Source organism: Kitasatospora sp. NPDC087271 (assembly GCF_044744605.1).
In the GTDB taxonomy this organism is placed as follows: Bacteria; Actinomycetota; Actinomycetes; order Streptomycetales; family Streptomycetaceae; genus Kitasatospora.
The window spans coordinates 50,148-64,099 of record NZ_JBIUYQ010000008.1; the positions used below are offsets into that span (position 1 = coordinate 50,148).

Genomic DNA, 13,952 nt, shown 5'->3' on the forward strand with positions numbered 1-13,952 from the left:
CTCGGACCTCACTCCACGGGGCAGCACACTGTGACCTCCCTCGCCGTAGCCAACCCGGGCAGCCTGATCCAGTCCGTGGACTGGGTGGCGATCGCGCCCCCGCTGATCGCCGCGGTGGCCGCCCTCGCCGTCCTGCTCACCGACCTGTTCCTGCCCGAGCGGCACCGGAAGTGGCTCGGCCGCCTCGCCGCGGCCGGACTCGCCCTCGCCCTCATCGCACTCCTCCCCCTCACCGGGGGATCACCCCGGGCGACCTTCTGCGTGCAGAACGTAGCAGGGGGGTCTGACAACGCGGGCTGCTCGTACGTCGCCGACCACTTCGCCCTGGTGTTCCAGCTGCTCGCCCTCGGCGGTGCGCTGATCGCCGCGCTGCTCTCCGCGCACACCGTCGAGGAGGAGAAGCTGCCCGGCGGCGAGTACTGGTTCCTGCTGCTCTCCAGCGCCACCGGTGCCGCGCTGCTGCCCGCCTCCCGCGACCTCGCCACCATGGTGATCGCGCTGGAGGTCGCCTCGCTGCCCGCCTTCGCCCTGGTCGCGCTGCGCCGGGACGGCCGGGGCGCCGAGGCCGCGCTCAAGTTCTTCGTCTCCTCCGTCACCGCCACGGCCGTGATGCTGCTCGGCGTCGGCTTCGTCTACGCGGCCAGCGGCAGCCTGCACCTCGGCGCCGTAGCCCAGGGCCTGGAACACGCCCCCGGGCAGCTCAAGCCGCTGGCCGAGGCGGGCGCCGTGCTGACCCTGGTCGGCTTCGCCTTCAAGGTCGCCGCCGTCCCGTTCCACTTCTGGGTGCCCGACACCTACACCGGCGCCCCGCTGCCGGTGGCCGGTTACCTCTCGGTGGTCGGCAAGGCGGCCGGCCTGTCCGGCCTCGCGCTCGCCACCACCATCGCCTTCCGCCCGTACGCGCACACCTGGGGCCTGGCGCTCGCCGTGCTGGCCGCCGTCACCATGACGGTGGGCAACGTCGGCGCGCTGCGCCAGCGCTTCGACACCCGCTACAGCGCGGTGCGGCTGCTCGCCTGGTCGTCCGTCGGCCAGGCCGGCTACCTGCTGGTGCCGCTCGCCGCCGCCGGCTACGCGCCCACCGGGGTCGATCCGCTCGGCGCCACCGCCGCGTACGCGCTGATCTACGGCGTGGTGAACCTCGGCGCGTTCGGCGTGGTCGCGGCGGTCGGCCGCCGGGCCGGGACCAGCGTGGACGACTTCCGCGGCCTGTTCGCCCGGCGTCGCTGGACGGCCCTCGCGCTCGCCTTCTTCCTGCTCTGCCTGGCCGGGCTGCCCCCGGGCGTGATCGGCCTGTTCGGCAAGGTCGTGGTGTTCCGCGCGGCCGTCGACGCCGGGCTGGGCTGGCTGGCCGTCGTGATGGCCGTCAACGTGGTCGTCGCGCTGTACTACTACCTGCTCTGGACGACCCGGCTGTTCGCCCCGGCGCCGGGTGCCGAGGAAGGTGCCGAACCGGGCGCCGCTCCGGTCGGCGGGGCCGGGGCCGAAGGTCGGCTGCCGGCCACCCTGACCGCCACGCTGGGGCTCACCGCCTCGGTGGCCGTGGTCCTCTCCTTCGCCCCGCAGCTGGTCCTCCAGGTCGCCGGCGGAAGCCTGTTCTGAGCGCGCGCCCGCCCGGCCGGCCGCCGCGGTCCGGCCCGGCGGGGCGCCGCGGTGGTGTCACGCCGGTCACAAGGGAACAAGGCCCAGGCCCCCACCCGTTGACCGGGCAAGAGGGACGAGGCAGAAAGGGCTTCCCCACCGCACCATTGGAGGGCCTGACGTGCACCGCCGGCACAACGGACTGAGGACCGCCGTCCTGCTCGGCGGCCTCTCGGCGCTCATCTTGGTGATCGGCGGATTCTTCGGCCGAACCGGCTTGGTGATCGCCCTGCTGGTCGCCCTCGGCACCAACGCCTACGCCTACTGGAACAGCGACAAGCTCGCGCTGCGGGCCATGCGGGCCCGGCCGGTCAGCGAGATCGAGGCGCCACGGCTCTACCGGATCGTCCGCGAGCTCTCCACCGCGGCCCGCCAGCCGATGCCGCGCCTCTACATCTCCCCGACCCCCGCGCCGAACGCCTTCGCCACCGGCCGCAACCCGCGCAACGCGGCGGTCTGCTGCACCGACGGCATCCTGCAACTGCTGGACGAACGCGAGCTGCGGGGCGTGCTCGGGCACGAGCTGAGCCACGTCTACAACCGGGACATCCTGATCTCCTCGGTCGCCGGGGCGCTCGCCTCGGTGGTGATGTTCCTGGTGAACTTCGCCTGGCTGATCCCCTTCGGCCGCAGCGACGACGACGACGGGCCCGGCCTCTTCGGCATGCTCGCCATCATGATCCTCGGCCCGCTGGCGGCCGGGCTCATCCAACTGGCCGTCAGCCGCTCCCGCGAGTACCAGGCCGATGCCGACGGCGCCCGGATCACCGGCGACCCGCTCGCCCTGGCCGGCGCCCTGCGCAAGCTCGACGCCGGCACCCGCCGGCTGCCCCTCCCGCCGGAGCCGCAGATCCAGACCGCCAGCCACATGATGATCGCCAGCCCCTTCCGCCCCGGCGAGGCCGGCGCCCGGCTCTTCTCCACCCACCCGCCGATGGCGGAGCGCATCGCCCGGCTGGAGCGGATGGCGGGCTACGGGCGCTGAGGCCCGCGCTCCGCGCGGGGCCGGAGGTCAGGCCGGCAGGTCCTCGTAGGCCCGGCGGAGGCGGTGGATCCCCTCGGCGGTGTGCGCGGAGCTCTCGGCGGCCGCGTAGCTGAGGCGCAGGTGCGGGGCCGGGGGTTCGGCCGCGTGGTACGGGCGGCCGGGGGTGACCTGGACGCCGGCGCGCAGGGCGGCGGCGGTGAGGGCGCCGTCGTCGACGCCGTCCGGGAGCCGCAGCCACAGGTGGTAGCCGCCGGGCCGGTAGGTGCCGAGCAGGCCGGGCAGTTCGCGGTGCAGGGCGGCGACGGTGGCGGTGCGGCGGGTCCGCAGTTCCGCCCCGAGGGCGCGCAGGTGGCGGGCCCAGCCGGGGTCGGCGACCAGTTCCAGCGTCGCCTCCTGGAGCGGCCGGGGCACGAAGAAGCTGTCCACCACCTGGGTGGCCCGCAGCCGGGCCAGGGCCGGGCCGCGCGCGGTGAGCGCGCCGACCCGCAGATTGGGCGAGGCGGCCTTGGTCAGCGACCGCAGGTGCACCACGACCCCGTCCTGGTCGTCGGCGGCGAGCGGGCGCGGCAGCGCGGGGGCGTCCGCGTGGACGAGCAGGCGGGCGAAGTCGTCCTCGACGACGAACGCGCCGGCCGCCCGGGCGATCCGCAGCACCTCGGAGCGCCGGGTGGGGGAGAGCACCGCGCCGGTCGGGTTCTGGAACAGCGGCTGGCAGACGAAGACCCGCGCCCGGGTGGCCTCGAAGGCGTCGGCCAGCAGGTCGGTGCGCACGCCGTCGGCGTCGACCGGGACGGGGACGGGCCGCAGCCCGGCCGCGCGGACGACCGCCAGGATGCCCGAGTAGGTCGGCGACTCCACCAGGACGGGCGCGCCGGGCGCGGCGAGCGAGCGCATGGCCACGGTGAGCCCGCCCTGGCCGCCGGAGGTGATCAGGACGTCCCCGGCGCCGATCGGCCCGCCGGTGCCGCCGATGTCGCGGGCGAACCAGCCGCGCAACTCGGTGAGGCCGTCGGTGGGCGGCCGGTTCCAGGCGCCCGGGCGCCGTCCGGCCCGGGCGAGGGCGGTGGCCAGCAGGCGTTCGGGCAGCAGCGAGGCGTGCGGGTAGCCGCTGTTGAGGTCGATGACGTCGGGCGGGGGCACGCGGAGGGTGGCGAACACCGGGGCGGCCAGCAGGTCGCGGGGGTCGGAGTCGGCGCTGAGCGCGACCTCCTGCCAGGAGAGGTCGCCGGGACGGGCGGCGGGCGCGGCGGTGCCGGCCGGGCGCCCGGCGAAGGCCGCCGCCCGGAACACCCCGGCGCCCGGCCGGGAGACCACCAGGCCCTCGGCCGCGAGGACCGCGATGGCCCGGGAGACCGTCACCGGGCTGACCTGGTGGCGCTCCACCAGTACTCGGCTGGACGGCAGCTTTCGCCCCTCCGGATAGCGCTCGACCTCCCGTCGCAGCCTGTCGGCGAGTTCGGTCACACTGCTACGCTCGTTCATGACGGCACAAGATAGCGCTACCCGCCCGTCGGCGGTAGCACCGCGAAGCCCCGCCTCCGGCACCGCTCTGGCCGCCCTCGGGGTGGCCTCCTTCTCCCTCAGCTTCCCCGCCACCGCGTGGGCCCTGACCGGCTTCGGGCCGTGGACCGCGACCGGGCTGCGCGGCGTCGTGGCCGGCCTGCTCGCCGCGCTCTACCTGGCCGCCGTCCGCGCCCCACTGCCGCCCCGGCGGCACTGGCCCGCCCTGCTGGTGGTGTCGGGGGGCTGCGTGCTGGGCTTCCCGCTGCTGACCACGCTCGCCCTGCGGACCTCCTCGACGGCCCACTCCGCGGTGGTCATCGGCGTGCTGCCGCTGGCCACCGCGGTGTGCGCGGCGCTGCGCACCGGGCGCCGGCCGTCCCGGGCGTTCTGGGCGGCGGCGCTTGCCGGGGCGGCGGCGGTGCTCACCTTCACCCTGCTGCAGAGCCACGGCCGGCCGACCACCGCCGACCTCTACCTGTTCGCGGGGCTGCTGGTGTGCGCGGCCGGGTACGCGGAGGGCGGGCGGCTCTCCCGGGACCTGCCGGGCGCCCGGGTGATCGCCTGGGCGGTGGTGGCCGCGCTGCCGGTGACGCTGCTGACCACCGCCCTCGCGCTGCCCGCCGAGCCGGTCCACCTCGGGGCGAAGGCGCTGACCGGGCTGGCGTACACGGCGGCGGTGTCGCAGTTCGGCGGGTTCGTGCTCTGGTACCGGGGGATGGCGGAGATCGGGGTGCCGAGGGCCAGCCAACTGCAACTCGCACAGCCGCTGTTGACCCTGGTCTGGTCGGTGCTGCTGCTGGGCGAGGACCTGCCCGCGGCCGCACCGGTCACGGCGGTGGTGGTGCTGGTCTGCATCGCGGTCACCCAGCGGGCCCGGACCTGAGACGGGTCCGGGCGCGCGGACCACCGGGTCGTCAGAGCGCGGTGCCCTTCTGTGGGCGGTAGACGCAGAGCGCGCAGATGATGAAGACGTCCAGCGCGATCACCACGAGCGACCAGAGCGGGAAGTACGGCAGGACCAGGAAGCTGTCGAGGGCACTCAGCGAGGTGAAGAGGATACCGGCGTAGCGGGCCCAGGCGGCGCCCTTGAGCAGGAACGCGCCGGTCACCGCGACCAGCACGCCGACGACGATGTGGACCCAGCCCCAGCCGGTGAGGTCGAACCGGAAGACGTAGCGGGGGGTGTGGACGAAGAGGTCGTCGTTGGAGACCGCCATGATGCCCCGGAGGGCCTCCATGATGCCGTTGATCAGCATCAGCACACCGGCGAACATCACCAGGCCGGGCGCCCAGTCGCGGAACTCGTTGCCCGGCGTCGGCTGCGGCGTGCCGGGGGTGGTGCGCCAGGTCCGCCCGGGCTGCTCGGGGTCGGTGCGCCAGGGCTGCCCGGGCTGCTCGGGGCCGGTGCGCGGGGGCTGCTCCGGCTGCTCGGGGTCGGGCGACGGGCTGCTCATGGACTCCTCCAGGGGCCGAACAGGCCTACGGGCGGACCGTACGGACTTCGACCGTCCGTCGGGCCGGGGCGCCGGGCAACCGGGCCGGGGCCGTTCGGGCGACGCGCCGTGCGGGCCCCGCGGTACGCCCGGAGCCGGCCCGGCGAGCGTGACGGGGGTTCGGGGGCCGGGGTCCGGGAGCGGGGGCCGAGGGCGGTGGGGACGGGAAGCCCGGCGCGAACCGGTTCGCGCCGGGCCCGCGCTCGTTAGGATGAGCGGGTGCCCCGCCGGCTCCGGGGCGCGGCATCCGGAGGGAGTGGGCCGTCATGGCAGACGAGAGGCACGCTCCGGCGGCCGCGGAAGCGCCCGTCCGAAGGCGCGGCCAGGGCGAGTTGGAGGCACAGGTACTCGCGGTGCTCCAACGGGCGCCCGGCCCGGCCACCGCGGGGTGGGTCCAGGAACGCCTGGAGGGCGACCTGGCGTACACCACCGTGATGACCATCCTGTCCCGGCTGCACGCCAAGAGCGCCGTCTCGCGGTCCCGTTCGGGCCGCTCCTACCTGTGGCAGGCCTCCTCCGACGCGGCCGGGCTGGCGGCCCTGCGGATGCGCCGGATGCTCGACGGAGAAGCGGACCGGGACGCCGTCCTGGCCAGCTTCGTGAGCGCGCTGCTCCCGCACGACGAGGACCTGCTGCGGGCGCTGCTGGACGCCGCGTCCGTCGATCCGGCAGCGGCCGACCGTGAGAGCTGACCCGTGGGCTTCTTCGTCTTCCTCCCGCTCATCCTGCCGCTGACCGCGGTGCCGATCGCGCGTCTCACCGAGCAGCACCTGCACCCGCGCGGTGCGGCCCGGCTGATGACCGTGATCAGCGCGGTGATGGCGGTGTGCAGTGTGCTCTGCCTCGGCCTGATCGGCGTGGTGGGCACCGCGCAGATCCCCGGCAACCCGCTGCCGGACAGCTGGTCCGATCCGGAGGTGCGGGCCGCGCTGCCGTACCACGAGACGTTCGGGACGGCCGCGATGTGGCTGCTGGTCCTGGTGGCCGCGGCCTGTGCCCGGACGGTCGGCCGGCACCTGCGGGTGCGCTCCCGGGCCCGGCGGGCGCTGACCGGGCTGCCGGCGGGGCCGGAGTCGGCCGGCGATCTCGCGGTGCTGCCGGACCGCAGCCCGTACGCGTACGCGCTGCCCGGTTCGCCGGGGCGGGTGGTGGTCTCCACCGGGATGCTGGCCGGGCTGCCCGAGGACGAGCGGGAGGCGCTGCTCGCGCACGAGCGGGCACACCTGCGCCACCGCCACCACCGGTACCTGCTGACCACTCAACTGGCCGCCTGCGTCAACCCGTTCCTGCGGCCGCTGCAGTACGCGGTGGCGTTCAGCGCGGAGCGCTGGGCGGACGAGGAGTCGGCGCAGGAGGTGGGGGACCGCCGGATCACCGCGCGGGCGGTGGCCCGGGCGGCCCTGGTGTCGCACGCGGCGCCGGCGCCCGGCTTCGCGGCCTTCGCCGCCCCGGCGCCCGCGCCCGGCCCGGTGCCGCGCCGGGTCGCCGCACTGCTCGGCCCGGTGCCGACGTCCCGCAACTGGCCCCCGGCGAAGACCCGGGCGGGCCTGGCCGCGATGGTCGCCGCGGCCGGTACGGCGGCGTCGGCGCTGTGCGCGCTCAACGCCGCCGTGGCCCTGCTGGTGGTGCTGAAGGCCGTCACCCCGCTGTAGACCGGGTGGATCAGGCAGATCAGGCAGTGGCGAGCGCGTCCAGGGCGGCCTCGGCGTCGGCCAGGGACTTCGCGGCGATCGGCTGCAGCCCGGCCAGGGCGGGGACGTCGTCGGCGCGGGTGAGTTCGGCCGGGACGATGTGCAGGTGCTCGGCCGGGACGCCGAGCCTGGCGAAGTAGGCCCGCAGGTACGGGGTCTGGAAGTCGAAGGCCTCACGCGGGGTGCCGGGGCCGTAGCCGCCGCCGCGGGCGGCCGCGACGACGACCCGGGTGCGGCGCAGCAGGCTCTCGCCGGTGGCCGGGTCGGTGTAGACGCCGGGGAAGCTGATCCGGTCGATCCAGGCCTTGAACACGGCCGGGACGGTGAGGTTGTACATCGGCACGCCGAGCAGCACGGTGTCGGCGGCGAGCAGCCGGTCGACCAGCGGGTGGGTGAGGGACCACTCGTGTTCCTCGTCCGGGCCTTCGGCGAGGGCGGCGATGTCGGAGGCCGGGATGGTCCCCTTGCGTTCGACGCGGCGGCCGAGCATGGCGTACCCGGCGCCGATCGCGGCGACCGGCTCGGCGGCGAGGTCCCGGTAGACGTACCGGCCGGCGGAGCCGTGCCGGGCGCGCCAGGCGGCGGCGAACCGGGCGGTCAGCGCGCGGCTGACCGAGTCGCCGAGGCTGATGCTGGAGTCCAGGTGCAGCAGGGTGGTGGTGGTCACAGCGTTCTCCCGTCACTTCGGTGGTGGGTGGATCGTCATCGGTGTGACGGGCGGGGCCGAGGAAAGGTGACCGATGGACGGGGACGAGGTGCTGGCGGCGCGGTTCGAGGCCGAGCGGGGGAGGCTGCGGGCGGTCGCCCAGCGGATGCTCGGGTCGACGGGCGAGGCGGAGGAGGCCGTCCAGGAGGCGTGGCTGCGGCTGGACCGGGCCGGCCCGGACGAGGTGGACAACCTGCCGGGCTGGCTGACCACGGTGGTGTCGCGGATCTGCCTGGACGTGCTGCGGGCCCGCGCGGTGCGCCGCGAGGAGCCGACCGGTGCCGGGCTGCCGTCCGGTCTGCCGGACCCGGCGGCCGGGGCGGGGGCCGAGGGCGCGGACCCGGAGCGGGAGGCGCTGCTGGTCGACTCGGTGGGTCGGGCGCTGCTGGTGGTGCTGGACCGGCTGGGGCCGGCCGAGCGGGTCGCCTTCGTGCTGCACGACGGTTTCGCGGTGCCGTTCGAGCAGATCGCGCCGATCGTCGGCCGGACCCCGGTGGCCGCCAAGAAGCTGGCCAGCCGGGCCCGGCAGCGGGTGCGCGGGGCGGCCGCGCTGCCGCCGGAGCGGCTGGCCGGGCACCGGCGGGTGGTGGAGGCGTTCCTGTCCGCCGCCCGGGGCGGGGACCTGGCCGCGCTGCTGGCGGTCCTGGCTCCGGACGTGGTGCGCCGGGCCGATCCGGCCGCGCTGCCGGCCGGGCGTTCCCCGGTGGCCCGGGGCGCGGAGACGGTGGCCCGGGAGACGACGGTGTTCGGCCGGCGGGCCCGGTTCGGCGCGGTCGCGCTGGTGGACGGGGTGCCGGGGATCGTGATCGCCCCGGGCGGGCGGTTGCGGCTGGTGCTGCGGGTGGCGGTGGCGGACGGCCTGGTGGCCGGCTACGAGGTGGTCGCCGACCCGGCGCGGCTGGCCGCCCTGGAGCTGGCCGTGCTGCCGGAGTGACCGGGTCGTACCACTGGATCCCGGACGCGTTTCGGTGGATGCCGTCGGGCCCGGCGGCATCCACCGGGCGCGGCCTACTCGGCGAGCCGGACGATCATCTTGCCGGTGTTGGTGCCGCGCAGCATGCCGAGGAAGGCGTCCACCACGTGCTCGAAGCCGTCCACGATCGTCTCGTCCGGGACCACCGCGCCGGAGCGCAGGTGCGGGACGAGGAACTCGTACAGCTCGGGGTGGGCGTCGCGGTGGTCGCGGACCAGGAAGCCCTCCAGCCGCAGGCTCCTGCCGACCACGTCGAAGAGGTTGCGCGGGGCGGCGGGCGGGTTCCCGAGGTGGTTGTACTGGGCGACGGCGCCGCACCAGGCGATCCGGCCGTGGTCGCGTATGGCGCTGATGGCGCCCTCCAGGTGGTCGCCGCCGACGTTGTCCAGGTAGACGTGCAGCCCTTCGGGGGCGGCCTCGCGGAGCCGGTCGGCGATCGGCCCGTCGTGGTAGTCGAAGGCGGCGTCGAAGCCGAGGTGCCCGGTGAGGTGGGCGGCCTTGGCGGCGGAGCCGGTGCTGCCGATGATCCGACCGGCGCCGAGCAGTCGGGCGAACTGGCCGGCGGCGGTGCCGACCCCGCCGGCCGCCGCCGAGATGAAGACCGTCTCGCCGGGTTGCAGCCGGGCGATCCGGGTGAGGCCGACCCAGGCAGACAGGCCGGTGCCGCCGAGCACCGACAGGTGGGCGCTGAGCGGGACGCCGTCCAGGTCGGGCAGCGGGCTCGCGCTCCCGGCGGTGACCACCGAGTGGGTGCGCCAGGCCTGGCGGTGGAAGACCAGCGCGCCGACCGGCAGGGTGCCGGCGCGGGACTCGACCACCCGGCCGAGGGTGCGGCCCTCCAGCGGGGCGTGCAGCTCCCAGCCGCCCTCCTCCATCTCCTCGCGCATGTACGGGTCGACGGACTGGTGGGTGTTCTCGACCAGGGCCTCGCCGGCGGCGAGCGCCGGGACGCGTTCCTCGACGAAGGCGAAGTTCCCGGCGGTCGGGGCGCCGTCGGGACGGGACACCAGGTGGACGGCGTGCGCGGTGGGGCGGGGCATCGGGTTGCTCCGAACGGGAGGCGACGGGCGGACGCGCCCACCGTAGGAAGCGGGTGAGCGGCCGGGGAGGGGTCCGCGTCGATGGAACGGCGGCTTCCATGAGCGGGATCGATGGATGCCGGTAGATTCGGATGCATGACCGATCTCGCCCCGCACGAGCTGCGGATCCTGGTCGCGGTCGAGGAGGAGGGCAGCTTCACGGCCGCCGCCGCGCGCCTGGACACCACCCAGTCCGCCGTATCGCACGCCGTGCGCGCCTGCGAGCGGAAGCTCGGCGCGGTGCTCTTCGACCGTGGGCGCCACGGCGCACGCCCCACCGACGCCGGCGCGCGTGCGGTGGCGTACGCCCGCCGGATCCTGCGGCTGCTGGCCGCGATGGGCGCCGAGGTGCGGGGCGCGGGTACGGCGGGGCCGCTGACCGGCACGCTGCGGATCGCCGCCTTCCGCAGCGCAGCCGCCCACCTGCTGCCGCCCGTGCTGGCCGGGCTGGCCGCCCGCCACCCGGGGCTGACGGCGCAGGTCCGGATCGTCCGGGAACTCGGCCGCGGCACCGCCGGAGAGGTCGCCGACGGCCGGGCCGACCTCGGGCTGGCAACCCTGGACGCCGACGGCCCGCCGCCCGTCCCGGGCCTGGTCGCGGTGCGCCTGTACGAGGAGTCGTACGCGCTCGCGCACCAGCGGGGCCATCCGGCGCCGCGCGGGCTGCCGCTGGTCGACTGGGACGAGAACTGCGATTCGCACACCCGGGACTGGTGGCGGAGGCAGGACTGGATCCCGCCCGCGACCATCGACGTCGAGGACGACACGGTGGCCGTCTCGCTCGTCTCGCAGGGCCTCGGCATGGCGATCATGCCCCGGACCGCGCTGCTCGGTGCCCCGGCCGGCCTCGCCGTCGCCGACCTCGGGCCGCACCCGCCCAGCCGGTTCGTCGGGTACGTCACCACGCCCGAGCTGGCCGGGACGGCCGCCGTCCGGGCGCTGATCCGCGAGCTGCGCCGGCTCCCGCTGCCGGCGGGGCTGACGGCGGCCTGACGAGTCGTCTGGCGGGCCGCCCCTGGCGGGCCGCCTGTCCGGCTCCGGCGGCCGTCAGCCGTCAGCCGTCAGCCGTCCAGCGCGTCCCGGAGCCGGCGGAACTCGGCGGCCAGCCCGTCCAGCGTGTAGTGCGCGTTGAGCCCGCTCGGGTTGGGCAGCACCCACACCTCGGTGTCGCCGATGCCCTCCGGCTGGCGGCCGATCGCGGCCCGCCGCTGCCCGAAGGCCGTCCGGTAGGCACCGATGCCGAGCACGGCCAGGACGCGCGGGCGCAGCCGCAGCACGCGTTCGGTGAGCGCGGCGCCGCCCTCGCGCAGTTCCTCGGCGGTCAGCTCGTCGGCCTTGGCGGTGGTGCGCGGGGCGACGTTGGTGATGCCCAGGCCGAGCGCGGGCAGTTCGCCCTGCTCGTCCGGGCGGAACTGGCGCGTGGTGAAGCCGGAGCGGTGCAGGGCGGGCCAGAAGCGGTTTCCGGGGCGGGCGAAGTGGTGCCCGGTGGCGCCGGACCACAGGCCCGGGTTGATGCCGCAGAACAGCACCCGCAGTCCGGGCCCGGTGACGTCCGGGATGGTGGTGTCCTTGGCCGCCTGGAGCTGTTCGGCGGTGGGCTTCACGGGAGGGAGGGGCTGGTTCGGCACCCGGCCAAGTCTGCCCGTTCCCTGATGAGCCGGGTACGCCGGTTCCGTAGCCAGCGGAGGCCGAACACCACCAGCGCCGCGTACGCCCAGCCCGCGAAGATGTCCACGATGAAGTGCTCGGCGCCGTACACGAGGGTGAACGCCATCGCGAGCGGATAGGCGACCAGCAGCGCCCGCAGCCAGGGGCGGGCCGTCGGCCAGAAGAAGAACAGCAGCATCGCCGGGTAGGCGGAGTGCAGCGAGGGCATCGCGGCGACGTCGTTGGCGAACTGGCTGCCGTTCTCGACCAGCGAGTTGGCCTGCGGCAGCCCGCTCGTGGAGATCACGTCCCATACGACCCGGGTGAGCCCCGGCAGGTGGCCCTCCTGGGCGACCAGCCACGGCGGGTCGGCCGGGTAGAGCAGGTACGTGGCGAAGCCGGCGAAGGTGAGCAGCAGGTAGCAGGCGAGCAGTTGCCGGAACCGCTCGTGCCGGCGCCGCCAGAGCACCGCGAGCAGGACGAAGACCAGGAAGAAGTGCGAGAGGTAGACGACGGTCGCCGCGTAGTCGTACCAGTGCGGCGAGCCGGGCGTCCACAGCGCGTGCTGGAGCCGGACGGTCCAGGTCTCGCCGAAGCCGAGCACCTCGTCGGCGCGCAGTTGCGGCAGCCAGTGCGGGGCCCACGGGGTGTGCGCGCCGTAGCCGCGCAGCAGCGAGTACGTCCAGACCGCGGCCATCACCGGCACCCAGTCGCGCAGCACCAGCAGGAAGCCGCGTCGGCCGTGCCCGCTGTGCACGGCCGCCGTCAGCAGGGCGCCGATCAGCCACAGGAACACCACGTCGTTGGCGAAGGCCATGCCCTGGGTGCGCAGGTACCAGACGAGCGCGGTCAGGTAGACCGGCCAGGCCAGCAGCCGGAGTCTCGACAGACCGGTACGGCGGGGGCGGGCGGTCACGGGTCGCAGTCGCCCGGCCCGCGCCGGGGTGGGCGGGGCCGGGCTGAGCAGCTTCGTCATGCTCACCGAAACTACCAACGCAAACTTGGAGGACTCTGGGTGAACCATGACCGCCTCGTAAGAAAGTCGCACAGTCGGACCGTCGTTCTGACGGCGGAGCAGCGGGGTGACGGCCCCGTCATGAGACGGAGCCCAGCTCGTGCGGGGTGTTGTTGAGCCGGCGGCCGCCGGTGGGGGTGACGGTGACGATGTCCTCGATCCGCACCCCGAAGCGGCCGGGCAGGTAGACGCCGGGCTCGATGGAGAAGCACATGCCGGACACCAGCGGCCGCTCCTCGCCCTCGACCAGGTACGGCGGTTCGTGCGTGGTGATGCCGATGCCGTGCCCGGTGCGGTGGATGAAGTACTCGCCGAAGCCGGCCTCGGCGATCACCCGGCGGGCGGTCCGGTCGATCTCCTGGCAGCTGACCCCGGGTCGGACCGCCTCGAACGCGGTCTGCTGGGCGAGCCGGACCACGTCGTGCACCTTCTGGACCTCCGCCGGCACCTCGGTGCCGACGTGCACGGTGCGGGTGGTGTCGGAGCCGTAGCCGTCCTTGAGCCCGCCGAAGTCCAGCACCACGGTGTCGCCGGGCCGGATCACCCGGTCGCCGGCCTCGTGGTGCGGGTCGGCGCCGTTCGGGCCGGAGCCGACCACGGTGAAGTCGACCTGGCTGTGCCCGTACTTGATGAGCAGTGCGCCGAGGTCGGCGGCGACGTCGGTCTCCCGGCGGCCGGCGAACTCGACCTCCAGGATGCCCCGGTAGGCGGCGTCCGCGGCGCCGCCGGCCGCGGCCAGCCGCTCCAGTTCCTCGGTGCCCTTGACCGCGCGCAGCATCGGCAGGGTCTCGGTGAGCGAGGTGAAGCCGGTGCCGGGCAGCGCGGCCTGGAGGCCGAGCAGGTGCATCGCCCAGGCGTTGTCGGAGATGCCGTACCGCCCGGCCGGGTCGAGCAGCGGGCGGACGGTGGCGTACGGGTCCTCGCCGTCGGTCCAGTCGAGCAGCCGCAGGGCCGGGGCGCCGGCCGCCCTCTCGGCGTCCGGGCGCTCCAACCTGGGGACGATCAGCGCGGGTTCGCGTCCGGCGGTGATCACCAGGGCGGTGAGCCGCTCGGTGATCGCGGTGGGCTGGTAGCCGCACAGGTAGACCAGGTCGGGGCCGGGGGCGACGACCAGGCCGGACAGTCCGGCGGCGGTCGCTTCGGCGGCGGCCCGGGCCGTCCGGGCGGTGTAGTCCTCGGTGGTGAAGGGGCGAGGCACGGTCGGGTCCTCCTCGAAGGC

At 75.4% G+C, this 13,952-nt stretch carries 14 protein-coding genes; 7 read left to right on the forward strand and 7 right to left on the reverse strand.

Annotated elements, in window-relative coordinates; all coding sequences use genetic code 11:
* Positions 1–30: 30 nt before the first annotated feature.
* Together ACIO9K_RS15795 and htpX are read left to right on the forward strand one after the other, a co-directional pair.
* Positions 31–1,602 (forward strand): NADH-quinone oxidoreductase subunit N, encoded by a 1,572-nt coding sequence (locus tag ACIO9K_RS15795; protein WP_363617875.1) that lies wholly within the window; start codon positions 31–33, stop codon positions 1,600–1,602.
* Between the two features lie 160 nt (positions 1,603–1,762).
* A complete protein-coding gene (gene htpX / locus ACIO9K_RS15800; RefSeq protein WP_350876984.1) occupies positions 1,763–2,626 on the forward strand; it encodes a zinc metalloprotease HtpX in 864 nt (287 codons plus the stop codon).
* A 27-nt stretch (positions 2,627–2,653) separates the two neighbouring features.
* Here htpX and ACIO9K_RS15805 read toward each other — a convergent pair whose 3' ends face one another.
* Positions 2,654–4,108, reverse strand: a complete 1,455-nt coding sequence (locus tag ACIO9K_RS15805; RefSeq protein ID WP_400330215.1) for a PLP-dependent aminotransferase family protein — start codon at positions 4,106–4,108, stop codon at positions 2,654–2,656.
* Here ACIO9K_RS15805 and ACIO9K_RS15810 point away from each other — a divergent pair.
* Complete coding sequence (locus ACIO9K_RS15810; protein ID WP_400330218.1) at positions 4,107–5,012, forward strand: DMT family transporter; 906 nt, start codon at positions 4,107–4,109, stop codon at positions 5,010–5,012. The genes ACIO9K_RS15805 and ACIO9K_RS15810 overlap by 2 nt on opposite strands.
* Before the next feature lie 31 nt (positions 5,013–5,043).
* On the opposite strand, the gene ACIO9K_RS15815 is transcribed toward ACIO9K_RS15810, so the two are convergent.
* The gene (locus ACIO9K_RS15815; protein ID WP_400330221.1) at positions 5,044–5,583 is read right to left on the reverse strand and encodes a hypothetical protein; all 540 of its coding nucleotides are present in this window, start codon (positions 5,581–5,583) and stop codon (positions 5,044–5,046) included.
* 305 nt (positions 5,584–5,888) lie between these two features.
* Between ACIO9K_RS15815 and ACIO9K_RS15820 the strand changes: the two genes are divergently transcribed.
* Entirely contained in the window at positions 5,889–6,314 is a 426-nt protein-coding gene (locus ACIO9K_RS15820) for a BlaI/MecI/CopY family transcriptional regulator (protein WP_350876992.1), read from the forward strand.
* Positions 6,315–6,317: 3 nt separating this feature from the next.
* Positions 6,318–7,274, forward strand: a complete 957-nt coding sequence (locus tag ACIO9K_RS15825; RefSeq protein ID WP_350876994.1) for a M48 family metalloprotease — start codon at positions 6,318–6,320, stop codon at positions 7,272–7,274.
* A gap of 19 nt (positions 7,275–7,293) precedes the next feature.
* Here the strand turns inward: ACIO9K_RS15825 and ACIO9K_RS15830 are convergent, their stop codons facing one another.
* Complete coding sequence (locus ACIO9K_RS15830) at positions 7,294–7,980, reverse strand: NAD(P)H-dependent oxidoreductase (protein WP_363617884.1); 687 nt, start codon at positions 7,978–7,980, stop codon at positions 7,294–7,296.
* Between the two features lie 73 nt (positions 7,981–8,053).
* On the opposite strand from ACIO9K_RS15830, the gene ACIO9K_RS15835 reads away from it, so the two are divergent.
* Positions 8,054–8,953 (forward strand): sigma-70 family RNA polymerase sigma factor, encoded by a 900-nt coding sequence (locus ACIO9K_RS15835; RefSeq protein ID WP_363617886.1) that lies wholly within the window; start codon positions 8,054–8,056, stop codon positions 8,951–8,953.
* 74 nt (positions 8,954–9,027) lie between these two features.
* Here the strand turns inward: ACIO9K_RS15835 and ACIO9K_RS15840 are convergent, their stop codons facing one another.
* Positions 9,028–10,032 carry an NADP-dependent oxidoreductase gene (locus tag ACIO9K_RS15840; protein ID WP_400330226.1) on the reverse strand — a complete coding sequence of 335 codons (1,005 nt, stop codon included), beginning with the start codon at positions 10,030–10,032 and terminating at the stop codon, positions 9,028–9,030.
* A gap of 135 nt (positions 10,033–10,167) precedes the next feature.
* On the opposite strand from ACIO9K_RS15840, the gene ACIO9K_RS15845 reads away from it, so the two are divergent.
* Positions 10,168–11,064 (forward strand): LysR family transcriptional regulator, encoded by an 897-nt coding sequence (locus ACIO9K_RS15845; protein WP_400330229.1) that lies wholly within the window; start codon positions 10,168–10,170, stop codon positions 11,062–11,064.
* Positions 11,065–11,132: 68 nt separating this feature from the next.
* Here the strand turns inward: ACIO9K_RS15845 and mug are convergent, their stop codons facing one another.
* The 3 genes from mug to ACIO9K_RS15860 all read right to left on the reverse strand — a co-directional run bounded on the left by mug (position 11,133) and on the right by ACIO9K_RS15860 (position 13,931).
* Positions 11,133–11,675, reverse strand: a complete 543-nt coding sequence (mug, locus tag ACIO9K_RS15850) for a G/U mismatch-specific DNA glycosylase (protein WP_363579976.1) — start codon at positions 11,673–11,675, stop codon at positions 11,133–11,135.
* Entirely contained in the window at positions 11,672–12,694 is a 1,023-nt protein-coding gene (locus tag ACIO9K_RS15855) for a phosphatase PAP2 family protein (protein ID WP_363617892.1), read from the reverse strand. The genes mug and ACIO9K_RS15855 overlap by 4 nt, the downstream gene beginning before the upstream one ends.
* Before the next feature lie 118 nt (positions 12,695–12,812).
* Positions 12,813–13,931, reverse strand: a complete 1,119-nt coding sequence (locus tag ACIO9K_RS15860) for an aminopeptidase P family protein (RefSeq protein WP_371518376.1) — start codon at positions 13,929–13,931, stop codon at positions 12,813–12,815.
* Between the last annotated feature and the right edge of the window lie 21 nt (positions 13,932–13,952).

Coding starts and splice junctions, on each gene's coding strand:
- ACIO9K_RS15855 (WP_363617892.1), bottom strand. CDS start 12,694: ATGACGAAGCTGCTCAGCCCGGCCCCGCCCACCCCGGCGCGGGCCGGG.
- ACIO9K_RS15805 (WP_400330215.1), bottom strand. CDS start 4,108: ATGAACGAGCGTAGCAGTGTGACCGAACTCGCCGACAGGCTGCGACGG.
- ACIO9K_RS15820 (WP_350876992.1), top strand. CDS start 5,889: ATGGCAGACGAGAGGCACGCTCCGGCGGCCGCGGAAGCGCCCGTCCGA.
- ACIO9K_RS15845 (WP_400330229.1), top strand. CDS start 10,168: ATGACCGATCTCGCCCCGCACGAGCTGCGGATCCTGGTCGCGGTCGAG.
- ACIO9K_RS15810 (WP_400330218.1), top strand. CDS start 4,107: ATGACGGCACAAGATAGCGCTACCCGCCCGTCGGCGGTAGCACCGCGA.
- ACIO9K_RS15815 (WP_400330221.1), bottom strand. CDS start 5,583: ATGAGCAGCCCGTCGCCCGACCCCGAGCAGCCGGAGCAGCCCCCGCGC.
- ACIO9K_RS15835 (WP_363617886.1), top strand. CDS start 8,054: ATGGACGGGGACGAGGTGCTGGCGGCGCGGTTCGAGGCCGAGCGGGGG.
- ACIO9K_RS15840 (WP_400330226.1), bottom strand. CDS start 10,032: ATGCCCCGCCCCACCGCGCACGCCGTCCACCTGGTGTCCCGTCCCGAC.